This window comes from Allorhizobium undicola ORS 992 = ATCC 700741 (assembly GCF_000621665.1).
Classification (GTDB): domain Bacteria; phylum Pseudomonadota; class Alphaproteobacteria; order Rhizobiales; family Rhizobiaceae; genus Allorhizobium; species Allorhizobium undicola.
This window is the reverse complement of record NZ_JHXQ01000007.1, coordinates 132,268-156,733: the sequence shown is the minus strand read 5'-3', so window position 1 is coordinate 156,733 and position 24,466 is coordinate 132,268. Positions and strand designations below refer to the sequence as shown.

Below are 24,466 nucleotides of genomic sequence, written 5' to 3'. Positions count from 1 at the left end.
TATCAGGCCTTGCAGCAGCCTGCGCTTTTCGTTTCGGCGGGCTCTCCACCGCAGCAGTTTTCGCGGTTATCGACGCTGTGACCATTCTTCTCCGGCGCCAGGTCCATGGCGATGTTGGCGGAGAAGAAGCCGTTCGGCTTTAAGGTAAAGCCCGCATATTCCACCGGCATTATCGGAAAATCCTCCGGCTTGCAGACATGGGTGTGGCCGAAGGAATGCCACAACACGACATCGGCATTTTCGATATTACGGTTCTGCTGCACATATTTCGGCAGGCCGTCTCCGCCAGCATGAACATTGGGATAATCGCCGCTGGCATATTTTTCCTTCGCATCATAGGCCGTCACCCATATGTGTTTCTTGGCAAAGCCGCCGCGCTGCGCCACCGTTGCATCATCCTGCGCCAGCATGACAGGCGAGGGCATGACCACCACCTTGTAACCGGGCGCCTTGCCCACGCTGTTTTTGACGTTAGGGTTCTGCACCTTCCAGTAACGGCCCGTTTCACCATTGGCGATGGCCGGGCTGTCACGCTCGCGCTTCAGCACTTTCGTCGTCACATCGAAGGAATTGCCATAAGGGTTGTCCTCACCCCACGGACGCGGCAGGAATTCGTGCTCCGTGACCGTATTGCCGCCGCCGTCGATGTCCATGTGCAGGCGGGCATTGAAGAAGTGCTGGTGCGTCGGCCCGCCGAGATTGTCATCGACCATGCCGCCCCATCGGTAGGTTTCTCCCGTCGCCACGGCTGCGGTCTGGATGATGCCGGTCAGCTTGGCTTCAAGCTGGATCGTGCCGTCCTGATAGAGATACCAGTAGAAGCCGTAGTCGTAATTGCCCACAGTTGCAAAGAAGGAGATGACCAGACGGCGGGAACGGCGAACTTCGAAAATTCCGTTGCGGAATTCGTAGTGTTTCCAGAGAATACCGTAGTCTTCCTCATGCATACAAATGGCGTTCTTCATCACGAAGGGCTGGCCGAAATCGTCGGCTGCCGGCACATCGAAATAATGGATGTGGCCAAGGCAGTCGCAGCCGAGTTCCAGGCAATTGGCCAGGCGGCCCAGGCCGTATTCCCCTGCGTCAAAGGCGCTTTTCCAGTAATGATTGGCGCTGGGATCGGCATAGGGCACCACCATTTCCGTCACCGAAGCGCGGAAGATGACGGGACGCTGCCTTTCGCCCTCCTTCATCGACAATTCATGCAGCACCAGACCCTCGCGGGATGTGAAGCCGACGCGAAAACTCCAGCCCTGCCACTCGACCTTCCAGCCATCGACGGTAAAGCTTGCGCCCTCCGGCTGTACGATGTTGAGCGGCTTGAGATCGGCGCGGGTCACGGGAAAGGTTTCGCGCCCGTAATTGCGCTTTTTCTTCGGCACCGGCACGATTTTCTCATCGTCATGCAAATCGACCACCTTGTTCTCGACAAGGTCCACCACCGCGACCACGCCCTCGATGGGGTGGGCATAGGCATTGTCGCGCTCATGTCCGCGCCAGAAGGAAACCGCCCGGACGATGCGCTTGCCGCGCTCGAATTCCCGCCCGAAATAGCCCGACGAGAAAGGATCCACCTGAATGAGCGGAATATCCTCGTCGGTCAGGCCGCGTTTCTTCACCGCCGCAATCCAGGCCGGATCGGCTTTGACAATGGCTTCAATGGCTTCGAATTCGCACAGCATGATCGGCGCCTGCCCATAGGGCGCCTGTTCGAGCGGCAACCGCTCATGCGCGGTAACGCATTCGGCCGTCAGGTCCACAAGCGATTCGAAGGTCTCGCCCGAGGTTAGATCGAGCGACAGAATGAAAGCCAGGCGCGGCAGTTTCTCGCCCTGCCTGTAGGCGGCAAGGGCGGCCTTATCCGGCTCCTCGAGCCTGATGATGGGAAATCTTATGGTGTCCGGCAGTTGCCGCTGTTCTTTGAGAAGGGCAACGGCCTGGGAAATTTCAGCAAGGGAAAGCGGATCGAGAGGGTGTGTTAGGGAAACACGAGCGTCCATGAGTTTACATGTCCTGAGCAGGAGGGTCGCAAAAAATGCGGACCGTGTTTGAAGAGAATGGATGAAAGGGCGCCCCGCAGGAGCGCTCGATGGTGGAGCTATTCAGCGCGTTCGCATCGTACTGCTGGAGCAGATGTCCGCAGGCATCGGGGTCTCTGCCGACAGGGCCTCGTGCACGCAGAAGAAATCGCAAAGCCGGTGGGTCTCGATGGCAACGGTAAGCGTTGCAACGCAGAGCAACGGAAGAAGCAGGCTCAAAAGCCGTTCTTGCGAAAGGTGGCGAAGCGTCGTCATTCGAATGCCTTTCCAAGCGCGGCATAAAGCTCCGGACGCGACCCCTTGATCTGAAGAGCGAAAGCCGCACCAACCAGACCGACCAGCAGCATGAGATAGGGAAAGGCCTGGACAATCATGCTGTCGGAACCGGCCAGAAGCGAGAGGTTGCCGATCACCAGAAGCAGTCCGCCCGCAAGCCCGATCAGGGAGACAAGCGGCGCCACCAGCACCTTCCAGACATCCGGTCGATTTTCCATCTTGCGAAAGAACATCACGACCGCAAGGCACACCATGATCTGTACCGCCAGAATGCCGATGACAGAAAGCGCCGCCATCCAGGAAAAGACCACGGCATAAGGATCGGCCCCTGCGGCTACGAAAAGCCCCAGGACGATCGCGGCAAGACCGCTTTGCACGAGACCTGCCACATGCGGCGAACCGTGACGGGCATGAACGGCGCCGAGCGCCCGCAGAATGACGCCTTCCCGCCCGAGAGCGAAGAAATAGCGGTTGATGGTGTTATGGAAAGACAGGACACAGGCAAACAGGCTGGTAATCAGCAGCACATTCATGGCCTGCACCGACCAGCTCCCCAGCAGGGTTTCGGCAGCCTGGAAATAAAAGCCTTCGATATTGCCGGCGGCAGCTTCCTGCACCTTATCCGCACCGTAATATTGCACGATGGCCCAGGTGGAAAAGGCGTAGAAGCCGGTAATCAGGATCACGGCCAGATAGGTCGCGCGCGGAATGGTCCTGTCGGGATTTTCCGCCTCTTCACCGAAAATCGTCGTTGCCTCGAAGCCGATGAAAGAGCCGAGAACGAAGACCAGCGCCACGCCGAGACCGGGCTGGAATACGACCGACGGCGTGAAAGAGGACAGGCTGAAACCGCCTGCGCTGCCGTGGTGCAGAATGGCGAGATCCAGCAGCAGCAGGATGACGATCTCGCCAATCATGCAGACCCCGAGAATGGCGCCGGAAAAGGCGATATTGCGCTGACCGCAAACCAGAACGATGGCAAGCAGCACGAAAGACCAGACGAACCATGGCGCCTCGATACCCAGGGGCTGCATGGCTCCCACCATGAAAACCCCGAACAGCCCGTAGACGGCGAGCTGGATGGCGCTATAGGCCACCAGCGCCATCATCGCCCCGCCAATGGCGGCAGGCTTGCCCAGTCCCTGGGCGATATAGGTGTAAAAGCCACCCGCACTGCCGACATAACGGCTCATGGTGGCAAAACCCACGGCAAACAGCAGATAAAGCGCACCGGACAGCACGAAGGCCCCCGGAACACCCGCGCCATTGCCGAAGGCGAAGGCCGCCGGCGTGGCGCCGACGACCGCCGTCAGCGGTGCTGCGGCAGCCACGACGAAGAAAACGATATGAGCAAGGCCGACGGAATTTTTCGACAGCTTGCCCTCGGAGGAAAGGCCGGTTTGTGATGTCATGAAAACCCCTCCTGGCACGGCCGGCAAACCGGACGTTCCAGCTCTTTGTTATGAAAACGGCTCGCGAGACCGCCTTCCGGTTGATTTTCATCAATCATGTTCGGGATTGGATGGCACTGAAATTGCTTGTTGCGCCAATGTTTCGATCCTTCACGCCAACACCGGAGCTGGAGACGGATTAAATGGCAAGTGCAACCAGTTTAGGCAGCGCAATGCCGCCAATTGCGTCCATTCGCGCCTCTGTCCTGTTGCCGATCGTGCAGAGGCTTGATGCCATGACCGGCAAAACCGATCTGCTGATGGCCAGCCACGGCATCATGCGCAGCCAGCTGCAAGATCCTTACGCACTGGTGCCGATGTCGCGTTATGTCGCTTTCTTCGAAGAGGCGGCCCTGCTTGTCCGCGATCCCTGCTTCGGTGCCCGGCTGGGTTTTGCCTTCCGGCCCGCAGATGCCGGCCCCACGGGCATGGTCTTTGCTCTTTCAGCCAGCATTCGCAATGGGCTGGAGAAACTGTCAAAATATGTCAATGGCATCCAGGGAGGAACCAATACCGGCCTGATCGAGGATGGCGACCGTCTCATCTGGACCTATGATCTGGCCGATCCGGCCTTATGGCCACGCCGCCAGGAAAGCGAGTTTACCATGGCAGCCAGTTGCCAGCTTGTCCGCAGCTGCTTTTCGCCGGGCTGGAGGCCGCTGGAAGTGCATTTCGAGCATTGCGCGCCACGTGACGTGAGGGCGCTTCAGTCCCTGTTTCGCGCACCCCTCCTGTTCGATCAGCCCTGCAATCGACTGGTGACAGAGCGCAATCAGGCCGAAAAATGCCATCGTCTGGAAGATACGGCACTTTTAAGTGTTCTGGAACGCCATATCGGCGATCTCGTTCAGGCAGACGGCCATTCCAAGAGCCTGACCGGGAAAGTCAAAGCGCTCATTGCCATTTCACTGGGACACAAAACAATCACCCTTGCCTCTGTCGCGGCCGATCTCAACCTTTCTGCTCGCACGCTCCAGCGCAAGCTGAGCGAGGAAGGCACGAGTTTGCGCGACCTGCTTCAGGAACACCGTCAGGTCATTGCCGAACTGCATCTGTCGCAACAGGGCAGCAGTCACAAACGCGCCGCCCAATCCGCCGGCTATGCCGATTCAACGGCATTGTGGCGCGCAAGGCGCCGCTGGCAGGAAAAGGAAAACCGGAGTTAGAGCATTTCCAGCAAAAGTGTAGTCGATTTTGCGTCCGGAAATGCGCCGAAACAAGAAGTAAGAGCACTTCATCACCCGCACACTGCTCCTCAATCTGCCGGGCACGGCCAGTTGGACGGCGCGTTAAGGCCGGGCGGCAGGCGTGTGCGGCTGTCGCCGCAGGCCAGATTTATCTGATCCTGCTCCAATCCCGTGGAGGACGAAAGATCGACCCCTTCTATCCGGGTTCGGAACATGAATGCCTCTTCGAAGGCAATGGGTTGCTTTACCACCGCATTGTTCAGCACGGCGCGAGACAGGTTGGCCAGCCGGAACCGCGCTCCGGAAATGTCAGCCTTGTCGAAATTGGCCCGTCCCAGTTCCGCTTTGGTGAAATCTGCCGTCACAAGGCTGGCGCCTGCAAGGTTGACCCTTTGCATCTCGGCAGCAACGAAGCTTGCCCCGTCGGCAGCCAGTCTTCCCATTTCCGCGCGGTAGGCTTCGATCCGGTCAAAGCGCGCGCCTTCAGCGCGGGCATTGGCCAGAGAAGCGCGGATCAGCGTAGCCTTTTCAAGGTTCGATTCCCGCAGGCTGGAATTGGATAGGTCGGTGGCGCTCAGATCGGCATCATAGAGATTGGCGTTGTCAAGCTGGCTCCCCCCCAGCATCAATTGACGTTTGCGGCACTCGGACCAGTCCACCTTTGCCGTTGGCCCGCTGGAGCAATCTCCCGCCATGGCGGGGCCAGTGCTCAAGGACGAAATCCCCAGCCCAAGCAGAAATGCGGCAAAACCGATCATGTGAGCGACTTTCGACCGTCTGTTATCCTCGGCCGGACTGTGCACTCGCGCCATTCATCCACTCCCCTCTCCATGAACTTCAAGCTGCCTCTTCTGTTACCTCGCCAATCGCCAGATACAGGACTTGTGCAACTTAACGCATAACGCCTGAAACCGGAATCGGTTTAGGGTGTGTGGGTATTTAACGTTGGGCGGGCTGCAAACGGCAATTTTCTGCGCTTACCTGGGCTCATGTACATTAAGTACACTCCGCTCCGGTTCTCGCAAATCACCGTTTTCGCCTCACCCAACGTCGAATCCACACACACCCTAGATCATTTACAGCAAAAGTGTAATTGGTTTTGCGTCCGCAAATGCGCCGAAACAAGACGATAGAGCAATGCAGGTGAACCCGTATTCGCCGGAATTTCTCTCGGGTGAAAATTTCAGCGCCCTGCTTTTTACCAAACGAACAAGGGACACTGTAACGCACTCTATTTACTGTATAATTTTATCCCAAATCGATTCCGATCCAAGGCATTATGCAGTCGCGAAAACAGAAGGCCGGGGCAAGAACCGCAAACGGCACCCAAATTGATGATTTATCATGGGATTGCGGACGGAAAACCGGGTTCCACTTTTCCCGGAAATGCTCTACCTGATGACCGTGACCCATGACGAATTGAAAATTCTGGTAATCGATGAAAATGCCATCCGCGCCTCCATCATCGAGGAGGGCCTGCGGGAGGCAGGGCATAGCCATGTCACCATTGTTCACACGGTAAAGGGAATTGCCCGGATCATCGAAAGCAGCGCGCCGGACGTCATCATCATCGACCTGGAAAACCCCGACAGGGATATGCTGGAGCATCTCTTCCAGCTTTCGCGCAGTATCAGCCGCCCCATTGCCATGTTCGTGGATCGGGCCGATACCCAATCCATCGCCGCGGCGGTGGAGGCCGGCGTTTCGGCCTATATCGTCGATGGCCTGAAAAAGGAGCGCGTCAAGCCGATCCTCGATATGGCCGTCATCCGCTTCCGCGCCTTCGAGAAATTGCAGACGGAACTGGCGCAAGCACGCACGGCGCTTGAAGACCGCAAGGTGATTGAACGCGCCAAGGGCATTTTAATGAAGATGCGCTGCCTTTCAGAAGAGGAAGCCTTCACACTCATGCGGCAAACGGCAATGAACGAAAAGAAGAAGCTGGCGGAGATTGCCCAGAGCGTTGTCACCGCCGCCGGGCTTTTGATGTAGCGGGGGCAGAGGACGCGGACCATGACCGAAGAAAAGCTGCCACCACCCCCTCTCGCCGCGCCGGCCCGCGTGATGCCGGAGCTTCGCCATCTGCGCGCGGGCTTCATTCCCCTCGTCGATGCCTCCGTGCTGCTTGTTGCCGCCGAAATCGGCTTTGCCGCGGCCGAAGGCCTTGCCATAGATCTGGTCAAGGAGGTTTCCTGGGCCAATGTGCGCGACCGGCTGGCCTTCCGGCAATTCGACATCGCCCACATGCTATCGCCCATGCCTGTAGCAGCCATGCTGGGGCTTGGCTCCAATCCGTCCCCCACCATCACACCGTTTTCTCTTGGCCAAGGGGGCAATGCCATTACCTTGTCAGTCAAGCTTTACCGGCAAATGGCGGAGCTTTCGGAAAACGCAAACCCGCGCGATGCATTGGGCCTGGCCAGGACGCTGGCGCAGCTTGTCCGGCAGCGGCATGAAAGCGGGCAGAACCCGCTGGCACTCGGCGTGACCTATCCTTTCTCCTCACATAATTACGAGTTTCGCTACTGGCTGGCGGCAGGCGGCATCGATCCCGATCGTGACGTGAAACTCGTCGTCGTCCCGCCCCCGCTCACATCCGATGCCCTTGCGGCGGGCGCCATTGACGGCTTTTGCGTTGGCGCGCCATGGAATATGGTGGCATCGCAACGCGGGGTAGGCCGTATCGTCGCCATCAAGCAGGACATCTGGCCCTCGGCGCCGGAGAAAGTCATAGGCCTGCGCCCGGAATGGACGGCGGAAAACGAGGACACGGTGCTGCGGTTGATCGTGGCGCTGGACAAGGCGGCGCGCTGGTGCGACGACCCCGCGCACCACGACGAGCTTGCCATGCTTTTGGCCGAGGAACGCTTCATCGGCGCACCGCGAGACATCATAAGGCATGTTCTGGAAGGCCAGTTCAACCTCAATGCTGAGGGCAATCGCCGGGTCGTTGCCCATTATTTCCGCTTTCATGCCGAAAACGCCAATTATCCGCGCCCCAGCCAGGCCCTGTGGATTTACAGCCAGATGATCCGCTGGGGACAGGCACAGTTCAGCCCGACAGCTCAAAGAACCGCAGCGGCAGCCTATCGGCCCGATCTCTACCGGCAGGCCCTGAACCTTCCCGACACCATGGCGACGCAGGATCTGCGCCGCGAAGGCGCAACAGTAGAGGACCGCTTCATCGACGGTCACATCTTCGATCCCGCGGCAATCGAAACGTATGTGGAAGGCTTTTCCGTACGGGCAAATCCCGGCTCAATCGCGGGGCACGATTAGACAGCGACAAGCGTGTCGCGATCTTTCAGATTCGCTCCTGACGCTTTACGTCATTGTTTTGTCGCATGTCGTTATCGCAAAACCGCTGCACACTTTTGCGCGACATGCTTTAATCTTGTCGATCCCCGCTTTGCCCGGATCGGATTATGCCCTATTCCCGCTCTTCCGCCAGCTCAGGCGTTTCCAGCGAACCGGGCGGCACGTCCTCGCAGAACATTCCATGAAGGGCATTCATCATCATTGCGACGCGGCCATCGGCGATGGAATAATAAATCGTGGTGCCGTGGCGGCGCGTCTTGACCAGCCCCGCCTGGCGCAGCTCCTTGAGCTGTTGCGACAGCCCTGGCTGCTTTATACCAAGCGCATCCTGAATCTCCCCGACAGAGGCCTCGCCTGACGCAATTTGACAAAGCAGCACCAGACGGTTGGCATTGGAAAACTGCCGCAAGAATTCGGCAGCCTGCGGCGCCCGATGGATCAAAACACCAACCGGAATCCCCATCTGTTCCATGTCGCCAAAGCCTGCCGTTTGCCTATACGTCATCATCATTCCTGCTTGTCATCCTTAAAAGGCGCGGTCGAAGATCCTAAAACGGGAACGTTGCAGCCTTCTGTTAGATCATAATGCATCTTAATTTTAATAGAAATCAAAATACCAGCTAGTTTTTTGTTTTTAAATAGCAATTTCTTGAAATTGCCCGCTCCGAACACAACCCATAATTGGTACTACAGCGAAACAGCCTCCATATATTTGACTTTTTAAATATACATCTTTAAGCCGGTTCAGGAACGGTAGATTTTGTTTTTCCAGCGCTATAGCCAGAATCACGGCAAAGGACGAAAATGCGCCGATCTATCGCAGAGGTTGAATCAAAAAAACGGTCAACACCATGTCACATTTTTCGGTGCTTTCAGCTGTGGGCGGCGGCCTGCTGATCGGTTTTTCCGCAGCGCTGTTTCTGCTCTTGCATGGGCGTATTGCGGGCGTTTCCGGGCTTGCGGATCAGGCATTGAATCTGTCACCCCGCGCGAGCCTGTTCGTGATTGGAATTTTCGCAGGCGCCTGGTTTTTTCAGCAGGTGAACGGGCTTGATGATTGGGAGATTACAGGCTCAATTCCCATGCTGATTGCTGGCGGCTTGCTCGTGGGCTTTGGCACACGGCTTGGCTCCGGCTGCACCAGCGGCCATGGCGTTTGCGGTCTTGGCCGCTTTTCGCGCCGCTCATTCGCCGCCGTGATATGCTTCATGGCCGTCGCGTTCGCCACGGTTTTCGTGGTTCACACTTTTCTGCGAGCCTAGCTGATGCGCATCATTGCCAACCTTGCTGCCAGCCTTTTCTGCGGTGGGCTCTTCGGGGCCGGTCTCGCGCTTTCAGGCATGATGAACCCGCAAAAGGTGCTCGGCTTCCTGACCCTCAATGAAAATTGGGATCCCTCTCTCGCCTTCGTCCTCGTCGCCGCGCTGACGCCATCCATACTGGCTTACCGGCTGCGCAGCCACCTGCAACGCCCCCTCCTGGAGGAGGGGTTCCACATTCCGCAATCGACGGTGATAGACCGGAGGCTGATTGGCGGAGCAGCCATCTTCGGGCTTGGATGGGGACTTGTCGGACTATGCCCCGGCCCGGCAATCGCGGCTCTTTCCACCGGGCGCTGGGAAGCCATCGTGTTCTTCATGGCCATGGTGGCGGGAATTCTGCTTTTTCGGCTTTTTTCGAAAATAGCCCGATACAACGCCGTGCGTGTTAACAAACGCACAAAGGACGCTGTAACACTTTAAATCTGCTGCATAATTTTCACCTTAAATCGATTCCGGTTTAAGGAATTATGCAGTAGTTTCGGGAAAATAGACAGGCTTCCGGCCAAACGCCGGAAACGAAAAAGCCTGCCGCGGGAGGAGGTGCGGCAGGCTTTCCGAAAAGAACCGAACGGCAACTGGGAGGAGGAGTGTTGCCGTTCCCGCTGGAAAGCTTTGGGAGGAGGAGAAGCTTTCCTGCTTTCGAAGCTTTGCGGGAGGAGGAGCATCGCTTCGATGATTTTGTTATACATGATCTACGCACAAAAACGAGGCAGTTTTTCGCAAGCCAGCCATGCGCTATGCGCGTAGCGCATATAGGCACGGTCCCTTCAAAAGGCTGCGACCTTGCCCCATGCCGATCCTTCCAGGCGTTCCGGACGATAATCATGGGTATCGACAATGGGCGTTTGGCCGGTGATCATGTCGGCTATCATGTGCCCGGCCCCTGGCCCGATACCAAAGCCATGACCGCTGAAGCCCGCCGCCAGAATAAAGCCGGGCAGACCGGGCATTTCACCGACGGCGGGCACGCCATCGGGCGTGCTGTCGATATAACCGGCCCAGTTGGCGGCAATTTTTGCTCCCTTCAGCCCCGGCAGCAATTCCATGGCACGGCGATGGGTCTCGCCGATCAGCGTCATATCCGGACGCGGATCAAGCACACGGTTTTTCTCCATGGGTGTCACATCGTCCAGCTTCCAACGGGCGAGGCTTTCATGGCCACTGCGCAACCCTTCCAGCGTTCCGGGCTTCAGGCTTTTCCATCGACGCAGGAACATCGGGAGAAAAGTCTTGCCGAACCGCATGTTTTGCGCGGTTGGGTCTACGCTTGCCCGCCCGCTGATTGCCAGCGTATAGCCGCCCGAACCCCGCCTCGTGATGGAAACCCGCGCCGTATGCAGCGCATCGGGAATGCCCTGCGCCCCAGCGTCAACGGCCAGAATGGAGGATCGCACCGACGATTGCGGAAAGCGCATACCGAGTTGGTGGCAGAAAGATGACGCCCAGGCTCCTCCGGCCATGACCACAACCGGGGTCTTGATCGTGCCCTTTTCCGTGATGACCCCGCATACCCGGCCCGCAGCGGTTTCGATGCCGCGTGCAGCGCATCGCTGATGGACGGTGCCGCCAAATTTCATGATGCCGCGCGCGATGACCGGCGCGGCACGCTGCGGATCGGCAATGCCGTCGCTTGGCGAAAACACGCCGCCCCGCCAGTTCCTCGCCGTGGCGCGTCCATGCTCAGAGGCCTCCTGCGCAGAAAGAACATGGGTGGTGACGCCAACACTTGCCGCAAAATCACGCCATTTCGCCCAGCCGGCGATCTCGGCCTCGTCATTGGAGAGATAAAGCAGACCGCAGCGCCTGAATCCGACGCTTTCGCCAATCTCACCGGCCATGGCCTCCCACAGATCGAGGCTTTTCGTGGCCATGGGCAGTTCACGGGCATCCCGGTTCTGCTGACGGCACCAGCCCCAATTGCGGCTGGATTGCTCGGCACCGATGAAGCCCTTCTCCACGAGTGCAACTTTTACCCCGCGCATCGCGAGATAATAGGCCGTGCAGGTGCCGACGATCCCCCCGCCAACCACCACCACATCCGCGCTTTGCGGCAGGCTTGGCGAGCTTTCAATTCTCATCAACGGCACACGCATGATAAATCTCCTGAAACCACCGCCATTCTATGCGCGAACGTCGAGGTTTGATCTCTGCAAATCTGCGATAAACGGCATTTCCTGCTGTTTCTCCATTCCATTTAAGTGGCCCGATTGCCATGGAAAGCGATTAGCATTAGCCTTCGGAAACAGTTGAAACCGCACATTTCAGCATAATATGCTGCTTTGTGAAAACGAATTTGTGCCGCCTTGCCTGCCAGGAATGGACCGTCCATGACGCTCGACCGTATCGACATCAAGATCCTTCACGAATTGCAGAAGAATGGCCGCATCACCAATGTGGAACTGGCGGAGCTGGTCAATCTTTCGCCCAGCCCTTGTTTGATGCGGGTTAAGAAATTGCAGGCCGAGGGCTATATCGAGGGCTATTCCGCACAGATCAATGTCAGCAAACTTGGCCAGACGCTGACGGTTTTTACCGAAATCACCCTGAAGAATCACCGGCAGATCGACTTCGCCCGCTTTTTGGCCGCCGTGGAAAAAGTGGATCAGGTTATCGAGTGCCATCTGGTTTCGGGCGGTTATGACTACATGTTGAAATTCGTCACCGCAGGCATTGGCGAATATCAGACCATCATGGAGCGGCTGACCGATATGGACATCGGTATCGACAAATATTTCAGCTTCGTGGTGCTGAAATCTCCCATCGTCAAGAATCACATGCCTCTCACCAGCCTTTTCAGCGCTTAGAGCGCGTTTCGACCTGATTGAATGAGATCGGAGCTCTAAGATTGTCTTTTCGAAGCATAATCTTGTCGATCCGCGTTTCACTCCGGTTGGATTATGCTCTAAGCAACTGCTTTGCGTTCCAATTCTGGTTGAGTCTCTATAGTCGGCGGGAGAGCGGAAGGAGCGGACGTGAAGGGCAAGGTTGGGCTGAAAGACGTGGCGGAGGCGGCGGGCGTATCGCTCAGTACGGCGTCGCACGCGCTGAACGGCACGGCTCCGCTAACGCAGGACGTGCGCGACCGTATATTGACCGCCGCCCGCCAGCTCGGCTACCTGGAAAAGCGACGCAGCAAAGCCACGATCGCCTCGCTGCGGTCCCTGCTTTTGGCGGTCAATCACGATGCCGCCCCGCGCAGCGACATCAACCTCGTGAGCTGGACGATCCTGAACGGCTTGCGCCAGGAATGCGAACGCCGCGCCATTCGCCTCGTGCCCCTTGTCAGCGAAACAACGCGCATCGACGCGCAGGACATCAAACGCCTGGCAAAGGCGGAAAATGTCGATGCCATCGTCGTGCTGAATGAAGACCGGCCGGAGCTGACGCGCGCGCTGGCGCAGCTTGCCCTGCCGGTGGTGTTGCTGAACGGGGAAGACCCGTCCATGAAACTCGACACGGTGACGGGCGAAAACCGCTTTGGAGCACGCGCGGCCACGGAACATCTCCTTTCCCTCGGGCATCGCCGCATTCTTCATCTGACGTGGGGGGCCGGGCGAACCACCATTCGCAGGCGTCAGGACGGTTTCATCGACGCCCACCTTCTGGCAGGCCTTGCCGCCCCTCTCGACATGATTGTCGAGGCGGAAGGCTTCGAGCCGATGGCCGGCGAAAAGGCAATCCGGGCCGTTTTTGCCGAAGACCGCAGCCTGCGCGGCGCAACGGCGATTTTCTGTGCCGCCGACAATCTGGCCTTCGGCTGCCTCAAGGCCCTGAAGGATCTTGGCATTCGCGTGCCCGAAGATATGTCGGTGCTTGGCTTCGATGACATCATGCCCGGTGAGTTCACGGTTCCGCCGCTTTCCACCATGCACCTGCCAACCGAAAGGCTCGGGGCGGCGGCGCTTGACATGATCGAGCAGCGGCTGATCGCCAACGATCCCCTGCGGCCTGCCCACCGGCTGGAACTTGGCTGCCGCATGGTGATCCGCGGCAGCCTTTCATCGCCGCGCGCGTGATTACTTCATGCCCGTGCCTGCAATGCCGGTGGTGATAAATTTTTGCAGAAAAAGAAAAACCGCCGTGACCGGGGCGAGGCTGAGAAAGGTCATGGCCAGGATATAGTGCCATTGCACGGAGAACTCTCCCTGAAAGGCATTCAGCCCGACTTGCAGGGTAAAGTTTTCCCGGCTGCTGAGTACGATCAGCGGCCACAGAAAGTCATTCCAGCGCCACAGCACCGAGAAGATGGCCAGCACCGCCAGCGCCGGTGCGCTGAGCGGCAGGATGATGCGCCAGAAAATCCGAAACTCGCTGGCGGCATCGACACGGGCCGCCTCGATTAACTCATCCGGAATGGTCAGCATATATTGCCGCAGCAGAAAGACGCCGGTGGGCGTGGCAAGGGTTGGCACGATTACGCCCCAGAGATTATCGACCAGCCCGACGCCGACAATCACCAGATAGGCAGGCACCATCACCACCGTCAGCGGAATCATCAGCGTGGAAATGATCAGCACGAAAATCGCCTTGTCGCCGCGAAAGCGGTATTTCGACAGCGCAAAAGCGGCCATGGCGTTGATGATGAGCGTCAGCAGCGTGGCGACGACAGTGACGAAAACGGAGTTTTTCAGAAATGTCAGGAAATCGAAGCGCGTCAGCGGATCGGAATAGTTCTGCGTGGCGATGGTCAGCCGCTGGACCGGCGCAAGATCCCTGACATTGGCGCTGACCGGCGGACCCGGATTTTGCGGATCGACAAGCTGCGCTTTCAGCCCTATTCGGCGGATCATCGCCATGTCCTTCGTCTCGCCATTCACATCGAGCCGAAAGAGCGATAACGGCTTGTCATAGCCTGCAACCACCACTTCACGGGTTGTTTTTGGCAGAAAGCCCGGTGGGAAACGGGTGATTTCCGCCTCCGGCTTCAGCGAGGAGAGCCCCGCCCAGACGACCGGCACCAGCACGGCGAGCGTCCCCAGAATGAGCCATGCCCAGGAGAGGAGGTCCGTCAATCCGACACGGCCGGGACGACGGGTACGGGTGAAAAAAGCGATTGCATTGAGATTGGCCATGTCATTGCTCCATCTTCTGGCCAAGCCGAAGCTGGATCAGCGTCAGCACCAGCAGCACGGCGCCCATCAGCACCGATGCCGCCGAGGCAAGGCCGAACAGGCGAAGATCGCCGCCGAAAGCCACCTGATAGATATATTGCACGATGAAGCTGTTGGCCGTGCCGGGGCCGCCGCCATTGGTCAGCACCCAGGCCTCGTCGAACACCTGCACGGAGCGGATCATCAGCAGGATCAGCACCACCAGCAGATTGGGGGCAAGCAGCGGCAAGGTGATACGCAACAGCATCCGGCGCGGCGAGGCGGCATCGATGGCGGCCGCTTCGTAGAGGTCCTTCGGAATTGCCTGAAGTCCCGCCAGCAGGATCAGCGTGTAAAAGCCCATATGGCACCAGACCGACACCACCACCACGAAGAAACGCGACCAGCCCACTTCAAGCAGAAAGATCTCCGGCGGCACGCCCAGCATTTGCAAAAACGCATTGAGCAGGCCGTTACGGTCGAGAAACCATTTCCATATCAGCCCGATGACCACCGGCGAGAGCAGCACCGGATAAAAGAACATGGCGCGGAAAAAGCCGCGTCCCGCAATGGCCCGGTTGAGAATGAGCGCCGTCGTCAACGCCACCAGCAATGTGGCGGTGACGTTGAAGGCGACGAACCACAGTGTATTCCAGATGGCGATCCAGAACAGCGATTCCTGGCAGGTGCCGGGCTGCATGTAATCCTGACAGTTCAGAAGCTGCCGGAAATTATCGAGCCCGACAAAGGGCCGATCCGTCACGAAAAGCCCCGTGCCGCCGGTAAAGGCATAGCCGATGGAAATGGCAATTGGCAGAAAGGTGAAAATGCCGAAGAGGATGAGATTGGGCGCCAGAAACAGGTAGGGCATGTGCTTGCGGCCCATCAGCCTTTCCAGCCACCCCAGAGGCCACTCCACCAGCCGCATCACGCTTTCCACGGCGCGGCCTGCCATTTCAACGGGATCAACAGCCATGGACGGTCCCTCCGCTGGAGAGGCAAAGCTCGCTCGCCGGATCGAAGACATGGACCCGGCCCGCCTCCGGCATCACCGTCAGGCGGCTTCCAGGCTCTGGCGCGAAATGGCCGGGGCGGTGAATGATGATCTGCGCGCTCTTGCCGGAATGGCTGGTATCTTTGTCTTGAGGCCTTTCCGCAAGGAGAGCCGGTTCCCGCTTTTCCTGAAAATGCTCCAGATGACCGTAGAGATAGGTTTCGGTGCCAAGGCTCTCGTAATAATCGACAATGAAGGGCAGGCCCGCCTGCGCCAGCACGAAATGGGCAGGGCGGATGCCAATCAGTACAGGCTGACCAGCCGCGACGCTGCCCGGATCGACCTTTGCCGCAAGGACAGCGCCGGAGGCGACCCGGATAAGTGCCTCGCCGCCCCTGGCCTCCTCCACCCTGCCCGTGAGAATGTTCATGCGCGGCGAGCCGAGAAAGCCTGCCACGAAGAGATTGCGCGGCCGGTCGAAAAGCTCGAGCGGCGTGCCCACCTGTTCGATACGGCCCGCCCTCAGCACCACGATCTTGTCGGCCATGGTCATGGCCTCCACCTGATCGTGGGTCACATAGATCATCGTTGTCTTGATATTGCGATGCAATCTGGTGATCTCGGCGCGGGTCTGCACACGCAATGCGGCATCGAGGTTGGAGAGCGGTTCGTCAAACAGGAAGATTTCCGGTTCGCGCACAATCGCCCGGCCAATGGCCACGCGCTGTCGCTGCCCACCGGAAAGTTGGCGGGGCTTGCGGTCAAGATAGGGCTCAATGGCCAGCATCCGGGCCGCTTCGGCGATACGCTTGTCGATTTCCGCCTTTTTAAATCGCAGATTTTCCAGCCCAAAGGCCAGATTCTTGCGCACGCTCATATGCGGATAGAGTGCATAGGACTGGAAGACCATGGCAATCTTGCGCTCGGCAGGCGAAAGCGCTGCCACGTCGCGTCCGCCAATCTCGATGCCCCCGGAGGTAATGTCCTCCAGCCCGGCAATGATCCTGAGCAGCGTGGACTTGCCGCAGCCGGACGGCCCCACGAAGACCACGAATTCTCCATCGGCAATCTCAAGTTGAATATCGTGCAATACCGCGACAGCCCCGAAAGACTTGTTCAATGCGGTGAGTTTCAGCGCTCCCATCTCCTCCTCCCGCCACTTATTCCGCTGCCATCAGCAGCGTCTGGCTGTTCCAGCCCATGGGCAATGGTTCTGGCCGGTCGATCTCCACCTCCACCAGCGTCATGCCCTGCACGCCCTGCGCATAAAGCCCCGGCAGACCGCCCGGATAATCCTCAAGGCCGATGATCCGGCCATCGGCACCGCGCCTGTAGGCATTGGCCCGGCCCGCTTCATCCGGCTGGACGGCAAGATCGGCATTGGTCGGCCGCAGATCGTAACGCTGACCCGTGCCGAGTGCGCCGGGACGCTGCGTGACCCTCACCCGCGAAAGCGTGAGATTGTGGATACCGGCGGCAGAGGCCGAAATGGCGGTGATTGCCCCCTCCATCACGCCCGTTACATCCTCCACCAGCAGATTGACGACCGCGCCGGCCTGCTTTTCCGGGCGACGGTCCACCACCGTCACCGTCAGCGCCTCGCCGGAGCCCCAGAAACCATCCGGCGTTTCGCGGCAATCCACCGCGATCCGCGAGAAGCGGACATTCGACACCCGCCCGCCATCGCGCGAGAAAATCCCAAGCCCGCGATTGGAGTCCAGCACCTTGCAATCCTCGAAGACGATATTGGTGAAATCGCCATGGCTTTCCGTACCAAGCTTGAGAGCGCAACTCAGGCTGGACACGTTGCAATGACGAACCACCACATTCTCGCAGGTGCCGATGGCCTTGCCATCCGGCCCGGCGCTGGTTTTCAGGCAGATGCCGTCATCGGCGGTGGCGATCCTGCAATGCTCCACCACCGCCTGTCGGCAGGCATCCAGCACCATGCCATCGGTGTTGGGCAGGCGGCGATTATTTTCAACCGTGACATGGGAAACATGCAAATTATCGCAATTGACGAAATGCAGCGTCCACATCGGCGAATCCTTCACCGTCACGCCGCTGACGCGCACATTGCGGCAATGTTCCATCACCAGCACGCGGGGGCGCAATTCTGCCGGAATGAAGGTGCCGACCGCCTCGTCATTGCCAATGATGAAGCCTTCGCCGCCTGCTTCGATCACGCCGTCACCGGTCAAGGAGACGTTCTGAGCACCACGCGCCACGATCATGGCGCGGTCGGACTTTTCGGCGATCACATCGACGCATGTTTCGGCATAGGCTTCATAGTCCGTCACGGGCCGCAACACCGCGCCCTTGCCAATCACCAGATTGACCCCGGAAGCAAGGGTCAAGCCCCGGACACTGTGAAGACCTGCCTCCAGCACGACCACTCCGCCGCCGCCAGTGCTGACGGCATGGATGGCATCCTGAATGGCGGCGGTGTTATCCCCGTCGTGGGGGGCGATCTTTCTTGTCATCGGCATGGTCTTTCAAGATGTCTTCATCATCACGTCAATCAACAGCAGCATGGCCAGCGCCTGACCGTAAGGGGTGGGCAGGTTCGGAATGCGGCGGTAGAAATCGAGATCATGCCCCATGGGCGTGCCGTCGGAAACGCCATGCACCACGCCCTGCGCATCGATCTGCCCAAGCACGGCGGCAAGGGCGAGATCGGCGTGAGCCTTGTCGGATGCATCGAGAATGCCTGCCTCTATCCCGCGCAAAATGCCATAGGCAATGCCTGCCGTCGCCGACGTTTCGGTCGGCGAGGTGGGGTCGTCCAGCAGCGTATGGAAAAGACCATCCTGCCGCTGGAATTGCTTGAGCGCGCGCACCTGGCTTTTCAGCAGATTGGCCAGGAACCGGCGGTCCTTGCCGGCAAGATCCGGCACGATGGCGAAAAGCTCCGGAATGGCAACCGTTATCCACGCATTGCCCCGCGCCCAGAAGGCGCGGGCAAAGTTATGCCGTCCAAGAAAGGTCCAGCCGTGATACCAGAGCCCCGTAACCGGATCGGAGAGGTAACGGGCATGGACGAGGAACTGATAGACGGCCTCATCCACCCAATCCTTGCGCTTGAACACCACACCGGCCTGCGCCAGGAAGAGGGCTGCCATGAACAGCGTATCGTCCCAAAGCTCGCCCTCGTTCAGGCGCTCCTTCACCACATGCTGAAAGCCGCCATCCTCGGTTTTCGGCAGGTGATGCACCAGCCAGTCTGCCCAATCCTCCACAAGCGCGCGAAAATCCGGACGGTCCACATGGCGGATGAGAATGGCAAGCGGCAACATGGGGGCGGTGCTGTTGATCTGGCGCGGCGGCAGGCCACGGGCAATCTGCATGGCATACCAGTCCACCAGATCGGCAAGGGCCTTTCTGTCATCGGCGGCAATGGCGCGGCGCAGGAAGCCATAAAGACCCACGCCCACCTCCCAGTCCCATTCGTCGAACTGGATGCCGGAAGCACTTTCGCTGCCCAACCCCTCCTTGATGCCCTTCAGGCGGCTGAAGGCCGCCGCCACCTCGTCAATGGTCTTGCGAAGGCCCTGCCTGTCGATGTTTGCATTCTTCATGGAACTGTCCGTCATGCGAAAAAGGGTGGAATGGCAAAGCCGGCCAATTCGCTGTCATAGGTCATCTGCGGCTCTGGCTGGAAATGCGAAAAGGGCTGTGGAACGCCGCCAATCAGCAAGGCGCCATCATAGGCAAGGCTTACCGCATCCCGGCCCGGCGGGATCAGCGTCAATCGCTTTATCTCCGGCTCGAAGCAGGTTTCCGTCAGCTGCACGCGGCTGACAAACTGCCGGAAGGCGGCTTGATCGCCGGAGCCGACCACCGCCGCCCAGCCGCAAACCGGACCGGAAGAGCGAAACTCCCTGCCTGCGGTTGCGCCCTTTTCAACAGCCTCCAGCCCGTTGGCGGCAAAGAGGGCGGCAAAGCCACGGCCCGAACGGGTGAAAAGCCAATCACCTTCGAGAAAAATCTCGTCCATTCCGTCCCGCCCGGCATAGGCATGGGTCCAGGGAAGACGGGCACCGGCAACATCGGCAATGTAGAGGGCCAGATCGCAATGCTGCGCCACCCGTGGCAATATACCGTTGCCAGCCCAGTAGGACGGGCGCTGCGAGCCCCAGGGATCGTCCTCTCCGGGATGGTTGACCCACAGTCTCGCCATGGGATGTCCTGCAAGGCGAATATCCAGCACATGCTGCTGGTGGCCGGGCTTTCCCGTCTTGTGATCGACGACCGTGGAAAGCTGCGCAGCCTCATTCTTGAAAAGCACGAGGTGAGCGGCCTCGAGACCCTGGGTATAACGCGCCTCGATGGCGCGGCCGGGCTTCAGATCGGCAAAGGCCGTCACCCTTTCGGGCGGACGATACCGGCTGGCGGCAAACATCGGCAGCGAGGCAACGCCGCCATTCAACCAGCCCTGTCCGGCGGCCACCCAGGCGAAGGGCGCAAGCTCGGTCAGCGGCCCGGCACGCAAGTCCTTGTCGTAAGAGCGCCCCTGCGACCCGGCAGGCACGCCGCCAAGCGTATGCAGTGCCACCATCTCGAAAATCAGATCGAGCAAGTGACGTGCGCGGCCAGCAAGCGTCTTGTCTGCCCAATGCTCGATCGCCAGAAGACCAATGAAGTCTATGGGGTAATAGGCTGCCGAATTCCACTCCGCCAATCCGTGCGGCTCGACGGCATCGAACCACAGGCCAAGACGGCTGGCGGCAAGCGCTGCCTGCTCGCTTCCCCTGCGGCCTGAGGCAGTAAACACCGCCTCCGGCAGCCAGAGCCCCGCCAGCAACTGGCTGGTATGGAAGCAGAGAACGTGGTTCTCGCTCCAGAACCACATGGCATCATTGCCGGGCTCATCCACCCAATAGCGATAATTCAACACCGAGTGGCGAATGCGGGCCATCATCGGCGGAGCAATCGTCTCCGGATAAGCCATGACCAGCCAGAGCAGCGGCACCATGATGAAATCGGAGCAATCGTCACGCCGGTCGATGGAGGCAAGCGTTGCCTCCATAATGTCGGCAAATGCCTGCTGTTCCACGTCACCGCTGGCAGCCATGGCCAGAAGACGGCCAATACGCGGTGCGCCATGGCGGGCGGCAAAGCGCAACGCCTCCGCCTTGCGATCCTCCAGCAAGGCTGGGGCAGGCCTTGCCGCAAGGCTTGCCATAAAGGCGGCATCGATGCTGCGGCGGGCAAAGGCCTCGCCCTCCCCCACCGTCACGGTCACGCCATGATAGCCATCCGGCAATGGCGGATGCGGCACGGCAAGGCGGGTTTCTCCTGCCTTGAGGCTCAACTTTTCCCGCGCCAGCACCGCATGGTCATGACCATGGCTGAAGATTTCAACCGAAACCGGCAGATCCCGATAGGCTGGCGCATCGAAGACGAGCGTCAAAGGCTCGCCAACGAAAACATCCCGCGAGGGTCGCAGATCCCGCACGAGGGCTTCAAGCCTTTCGGCCTCCTGCTGGTCCATGGCAACTGGCAAAACAACCGTGAGCGGCTCCTCATCGAGAAGCTCCAGTTCGAAAAACCAGACTGTATCCCGTTCGGCGAGGTCTTCACTATGCAGCAGGATTTCGTTGTCTCCCGATTGAAGCAAAATCGAGACCTCGATCTCGGAGGCACGGTTGCGCTGAAAAGGCTCGAAGCGCACCTGCTCCTCGCCATTCACCCAGATGCGAACCCCGCCGCAGGTGGACAGACGGAAACGAACACGCCGGCGCACCGATGAAACGAAACAACCCGACAGCCAGCGCCGCACATGGGTCGGCACATGCCAGAAATGGGTGAACTCCACCCGGCGATTGCTTCCCGGCAGATTGACATGCCCCAGCGGCCATTCCCGTTCAGGCAAAATGTGCCGCCCCACCATGCTCGACCAGAAGGCCTTGCGGCAAGGCAGATCGCCCACATCCACGAAACCATTGATGAAACGATAGCGAACCCGATCCTCGGCAGGGGCGGCGACGCCGGGAAATGGCGTGGCGACCAGCCCCGACACCATCCAGGCTGTGACCGTCTCGCCACGCTGCACGCGATAGAGCGGACGGGCAGGTCCGGCCGCCGTGCAGGTAGAGAAGGCACTCATGCAACGCCTCCCTCGATCATGAAATTTTTTTCATCTTATTAGCCTGCAAAAAGAAAAACCTTCAAAGCGACAATTTTTGGCGAGCAAACAGCTTGACGAAGCTAATGTCAAGACGCAAAACTTGGCGCATTCCAGAGCTTCAGGAGGAGAAGCGACGGATAAATGAAAATATTTTCATTTGGAGGGCGAAATGAAATACTCCTTGAAAAGCTTTGGCCTGGGGCTGGTGGCATTCTATGCGTCCACCGTGGCGGCGGCCGAAACCAAGACGATCACCTTTCTCTTCACCGATGACGATCAGGCCTATGTCGAGCGCATGGCCGCACTCAGCAAGGAGTTCGAAGCCAGCCATCCGGACGTGAAGATCAACTTCGTTTCCTCCGGCTATGAGGCCGTCTCCAAACAATTGCCGGTGCAATTGGCCGTAGGCGAAGGCCCTGACGTGGCCAAGATTACCGATTGGCAGCTGGCGCCCTATTTTCTCGATATGCGCCCCTTCATGAAGGATGCCGCTACATATGAAAAGCTGCATGGCGAAAGCCTCAACCTGCTGCGAATGCCCGGCATCAACGATCCAAAATCCATTAACGGCTATATCGCATCGCAGACCTTCAACCTGCCCTTCGTGAACAAGACATTGTTCGAGCAGGCGGGCGAACCATTGCCGGGGCCCAAGGCGACGCTGAAGGAAATTGTCGAGATTTCGGCCCGTGTCGCCAAAAAGACCGGCGTGCAAATCCCCTTCACCATGGATCGCTCCGGTCATCGTTTTTCCGGCGGCGCATTCTCCTACGGCGCGAACTATGTCGTGAACGACAAATTCGTCTTTCCGGACGAAGCGGCAAAAAAATACATCGCCGATCTTTACGACTGGACCCGCAACGGCTCGTTCCCGAAAGAAATGTGGGGCGCCGCCGGAGGTTCGCAATACAAGAACATGGGCGATGAATTCGTCAACGGCAATGTCGTCACCTATCTGGCCGGCAACTGGATGGTAAACCCCTTCCAGAAAAAGATTGGGGACGCCTTCGAGTGGACAGCCCTGAACGCACCATGTGGCGATGCCGGCTGCTTTGCCATGCCCGGCCAGACGGCAATTGTCGGCTTCAAGCGAAGCAAATATCCTGAGGCCGTCGGCCAGTTCATCGAGTTCCTCGGCTCCGAGAAGGTTCAGCGGGAAATTGCCGAGAATTTCGTCATCCTGACCGGCGCCAATATCGACAAGCCGCAATACAAGCTCTCCGACCAGAACGCCAAGGCCGCCATGGCGGTTTTTCTCGCCAATGAGAAGAATGCCCCGCCCGCCGCGCGCATTCTGGAAAAGAAGAAGGGATCTTCCGCGCTTTACCAGCAGATCGTGCAACGCATGAGCCAGCTTATCGTCGGCGAACTGTCATTGGATGACACCTATAAGGCCATGGCCAGCGATACGGACAAGATCAACGCCGCTGCGGGAAAATAAGGGCACAGAAACATCGGATTATCCGAAAACCGCGGCCACTTTTCGGTCCGATGCTTTAATCTCCGCATCGGATTGCCCGAAAACCGGGTCCACTTTTCGGTCCGATGCGGGAAAAACTTGACATCGGAGGGAAGTCGTAGCCTACTGAACCAATAGGAAATTGGTTCGAACCAATGTCGGCAGTACAGGAAAACTCAAATCTGGCCCTTGAGGGACTGAGGGCGCTTCTGGTGGGCGAAAGGCTTCAGGCGGGCGCCCGTCTTCCAACAGAACGGCACCTCGCGGAAATGCTGAATGTCAGCCGCCGGGCCATCCGCCGCGCGCTGGAGGTTCTCGAGGCGGAAGGCCTGGTTTGGAGAAGACAGGGCTCCGGAACGTTTGCCGGCGCGAGGCCTGTGGACCACACGCTGCTGGAGAGTGGAATGCGCCGGGGCGCCGACCCTCTGGAGGTCATGGAAGTCCGGCTGCGGATCGAACCGCAGCTGGCGCAACTGGCGGCCTTGCGGGCAACACCTGAGCATGTGGATGCCATGTACCATCTGGCAGCGAGGATTTTTGAAAGCGACGATGCCGATGCGCAGGAATTATGGGATGGAAGCCTGCATCGGCGCATAGCGCAATGCGCAGGCAACACCCTGTTTTTGAGCATTTTCGATCTGGTGAACCGCGTACGTGAGGAAGACGGCTGGCGAATGCTGCGGGAACAAGCAGGACGCCTGCATCATTCCTCCGAAGTGGCCCACCAGCAGCACCTGTCCATTATCGATGCCATTGCCGCACGAGATTGCGCGGGAGCCTGCGAGGCAATGCGAGACCACCTTTTGTCATTCCAGGAGGCCCTGATCCGCGTAACCTCGATGCCTGGCGGATATGTAGACACGCCGGAGGCTGGCAAGAAAGGCGTAAGCTGAGGTGAAGCAGGGGGCCGTGGCCGTGCAACACCGGCAGGGCTCGGAATTAAAAGTTTCAGATCGTCCCGCCCCGCACGGCGGGGCGTTTCTGGCGGGCGGCGCGATGACGATGGCACGCCGCCCGCTTTTTCTTTCTCCTTTCGCCCCGCGGGAAAGCCAATGGGTCGCACACCCATTCCCATGCAGGAGAGAGTGGCGTCTTGCAGGGCTGGAGCGCGTCCGATGAACAAAGGCCCACCCGACGCGCTCCAGGCTTTTGTTTTCCCGCATTTCCGGAGGCAAAACCGTGACTACACTTTTTGCGAAA

The 24,466-nt window shown here is 58.9% G+C and carries 21 protein-coding genes; 9 read left to right on the top strand and 12 right to left on the bottom strand.

Annotated features, from left to right (window positions below; translation table 11 throughout):
• Positions 1 to 2: 2 nt before the first annotated feature.
• The 3 genes from T424_RS0110125 to T424_RS0110115 all read right to left on the bottom strand — a co-directional run bounded on the left by T424_RS0110125 (position 3) and on the right by T424_RS0110115 (position 3,727).
• Positions 3 to 2,000, bottom strand: a complete 1,998-nt coding sequence (locus T424_RS0110125) for a primary-amine oxidase (RefSeq protein WP_027487620.1) — start codon at positions 1,998 to 2,000, stop codon at positions 3 to 5.
• A 102-nt stretch (positions 2,001 to 2,102) separates the two neighbouring features.
• Positions 2,103 to 2,294 (bottom strand): hypothetical protein, encoded by a 192-nt coding sequence (locus T424_RS0110120; protein ID WP_027487619.1) that lies wholly within the window; start codon positions 2,292 to 2,294, stop codon positions 2,103 to 2,105.
• Positions 2,291 to 3,727, bottom strand: a complete 1,437-nt coding sequence (locus T424_RS0110115; RefSeq protein WP_027487618.1) for an APC family permease — start codon at positions 3,725 to 3,727, stop codon at positions 2,291 to 2,293. The genes T424_RS0110120 and T424_RS0110115 overlap by 4 nt, the downstream gene beginning before the upstream one ends.
• A 182-nt stretch (positions 3,728 to 3,909) precedes the next feature.
• Here T424_RS0110115 and T424_RS0110105 point away from each other — a divergent pair, with 182 nt between their 5' ends.
• The gene (locus T424_RS0110105; protein WP_027487617.1) at positions 3,910 to 4,932 is read left to right on the top strand and encodes an AraC family transcriptional regulator; all 1,023 of its coding nucleotides are present in this window, start codon (positions 3,910 to 3,912) and stop codon (positions 4,930 to 4,932) included.
• 89 nt (positions 4,933 to 5,021) lie between these two features.
• On the opposite strand, the gene T424_RS0110100 is transcribed toward T424_RS0110105, so the two are convergent.
• On the bottom strand, positions 5,022 to 5,765 hold the full coding sequence (locus tag T424_RS0110100) for a pentapeptide repeat-containing protein (RefSeq protein WP_407921390.1): 744 nt from the start codon (positions 5,763 to 5,765) through the stop codon (positions 5,022 to 5,024).
• 592 nt (positions 5,766 to 6,357) lie between these two features.
• Here T424_RS0110100 and T424_RS0110095 point away from each other — a divergent pair.
• Positions 6,358 to 6,945: an ANTAR domain-containing response regulator gene (locus T424_RS0110095; protein ID WP_027487615.1), complete on the top strand. Its 588-nt coding sequence runs from the start codon at positions 6,358 to 6,360 to the stop codon at positions 6,943 to 6,945.
• A gap of 21 nt (positions 6,946 to 6,966) precedes the next feature.
• The gene (locus T424_RS0110090; protein ID WP_027487614.1) at positions 6,967 to 8,232 is read left to right on the top strand and encodes a CmpA/NrtA family ABC transporter substrate-binding protein; all 1,266 of its coding nucleotides are present in this window, start codon (positions 6,967 to 6,969) and stop codon (positions 8,230 to 8,232) included.
• Between the two features lie 151 nt (positions 8,233 to 8,383).
• On the opposite strand, the gene T424_RS20725 is transcribed toward T424_RS0110090, so the two are convergent.
• Positions 8,384 to 8,776 (bottom strand): ArsR/SmtB family transcription factor, encoded by a 393-nt coding sequence (locus T424_RS20725; protein WP_084268468.1) that lies wholly within the window; start codon positions 8,774 to 8,776, stop codon positions 8,384 to 8,386.
• Positions 8,777 to 9,122: 346 nt separating this feature from the next.
• On the opposite strand from T424_RS20725, the gene T424_RS0110080 reads away from it, so the two are divergent.
• Complete coding sequence (locus tag T424_RS0110080; protein ID WP_027487613.1) at positions 9,123 to 9,533, top strand: YeeE/YedE family protein; 411 nt, start codon at positions 9,123 to 9,125, stop codon at positions 9,531 to 9,533.
• 9 nt (positions 9,534 to 9,542) lie between these two features.
• On the top strand, positions 9,543 to 10,013 hold the full coding sequence (locus T424_RS0110075; RefSeq protein ID WP_027487612.1) for a DUF6691 family protein: 471 nt from the start codon (positions 9,543 to 9,545) through the stop codon (positions 10,011 to 10,013).
• Between the two features lie 347 nt (positions 10,014 to 10,360).
• Here the strand turns inward: T424_RS0110075 and T424_RS0110065 are convergent, their stop codons facing one another.
• Positions 10,361 to 11,686 carry an NAD(P)/FAD-dependent oxidoreductase gene (locus T424_RS0110065; protein WP_027487610.1) on the bottom strand — a complete coding sequence of 442 codons (1,326 nt, stop codon included), beginning with the start codon at positions 11,684 to 11,686 and terminating at the stop codon, positions 10,361 to 10,363.
• A gap of 234 nt (positions 11,687 to 11,920) precedes the next feature.
• Between T424_RS0110065 and T424_RS0110060 the strand changes: the two genes are divergently transcribed.
• Together T424_RS0110060 and T424_RS0110055 are read left to right on the top strand one after the other, a co-directional pair.
• Positions 11,921 to 12,397, top strand: coding sequence for an Lrp/AsnC family transcriptional regulator (locus T424_RS0110060; protein ID WP_027487609.1), 477 nt, complete (start codon positions 11,921 to 11,923; stop codon positions 12,395 to 12,397).
• 168 nt (positions 12,398 to 12,565) lie between these two features.
• Positions 12,566 to 13,609 (top strand): LacI family DNA-binding transcriptional regulator, encoded by a 1,044-nt coding sequence (locus T424_RS0110055; protein ID WP_027487608.1) that lies wholly within the window; start codon positions 12,566 to 12,568, stop codon positions 13,607 to 13,609.
• Here T424_RS0110055 and T424_RS0110050 read toward each other — a convergent pair whose 3' ends face one another.
• The 6 genes from T424_RS0110050 to T424_RS0110025 are packed head-to-tail and all read right to left on the bottom strand — an operon-like array spanning position 13,610 to position 21,786.
• Positions 13,610 to 14,665, bottom strand: a complete 1,056-nt coding sequence (locus tag T424_RS0110050) for a carbohydrate ABC transporter permease (RefSeq protein ID WP_027487607.1) — start codon at positions 14,663 to 14,665, stop codon at positions 13,610 to 13,612.
• 1 nt (position 14,666) lies between these two features.
• Entirely contained in the window at positions 14,667 to 15,659 is a 993-nt protein-coding gene (locus tag T424_RS0110045; protein WP_027487606.1) for a carbohydrate ABC transporter permease, read from the bottom strand.
• Entirely contained in the window at positions 15,649 to 16,821 is a 1,173-nt protein-coding gene (locus T424_RS0110040; RefSeq protein WP_027487605.1) for an ABC transporter ATP-binding protein, read from the bottom strand. The genes T424_RS0110045 and T424_RS0110040 overlap by 11 nt, the downstream gene beginning before the upstream one ends.
• A gap of 16 nt (positions 16,822 to 16,837) precedes the next feature.
• A complete protein-coding gene (gene pglB / locus T424_RS0110035; RefSeq protein WP_027487604.1) occupies positions 16,838 to 18,166 on the bottom strand; it encodes a polygalacturonase PglB in 1,329 nt (442 codons plus the stop codon).
• Positions 18,167 to 18,172: 6 nt separating this feature from the next.
• Positions 18,173 to 19,255, bottom strand: coding sequence for a beta-galactosidase BglB (gene bglB, locus T424_RS0110030; protein WP_027487603.1), 1,083 nt, complete (start codon positions 19,253 to 19,255; stop codon positions 18,173 to 18,175).
• A gap of 11 nt (positions 19,256 to 19,266) precedes the next feature.
• Positions 19,267 to 21,786, bottom strand: a complete 2,520-nt coding sequence (locus tag T424_RS0110025; RefSeq protein WP_027487602.1) for a hypothetical protein — start codon at positions 21,784 to 21,786, stop codon at positions 19,267 to 19,269.
• Between the two features lie 190 nt (positions 21,787 to 21,976).
• On the opposite strand from T424_RS0110025, the gene T424_RS0110020 reads away from it, so the two are divergent.
• Positions 21,977 to 23,248 (top strand): ABC transporter substrate-binding protein, encoded by a 1,272-nt coding sequence (locus T424_RS0110020; RefSeq protein WP_027487601.1) that lies wholly within the window; start codon positions 21,977 to 21,979, stop codon positions 23,246 to 23,248.
• Between the two features lie 173 nt (positions 23,249 to 23,421).
• On the top strand, positions 23,422 to 24,159 hold the full coding sequence (locus tag T424_RS20720; RefSeq protein WP_051558910.1) for a FadR/GntR family transcriptional regulator: 738 nt from the start codon (positions 23,422 to 23,424) through the stop codon (positions 24,157 to 24,159).
• Positions 24,160 to 24,466 lie beyond the last annotated feature (307 nt).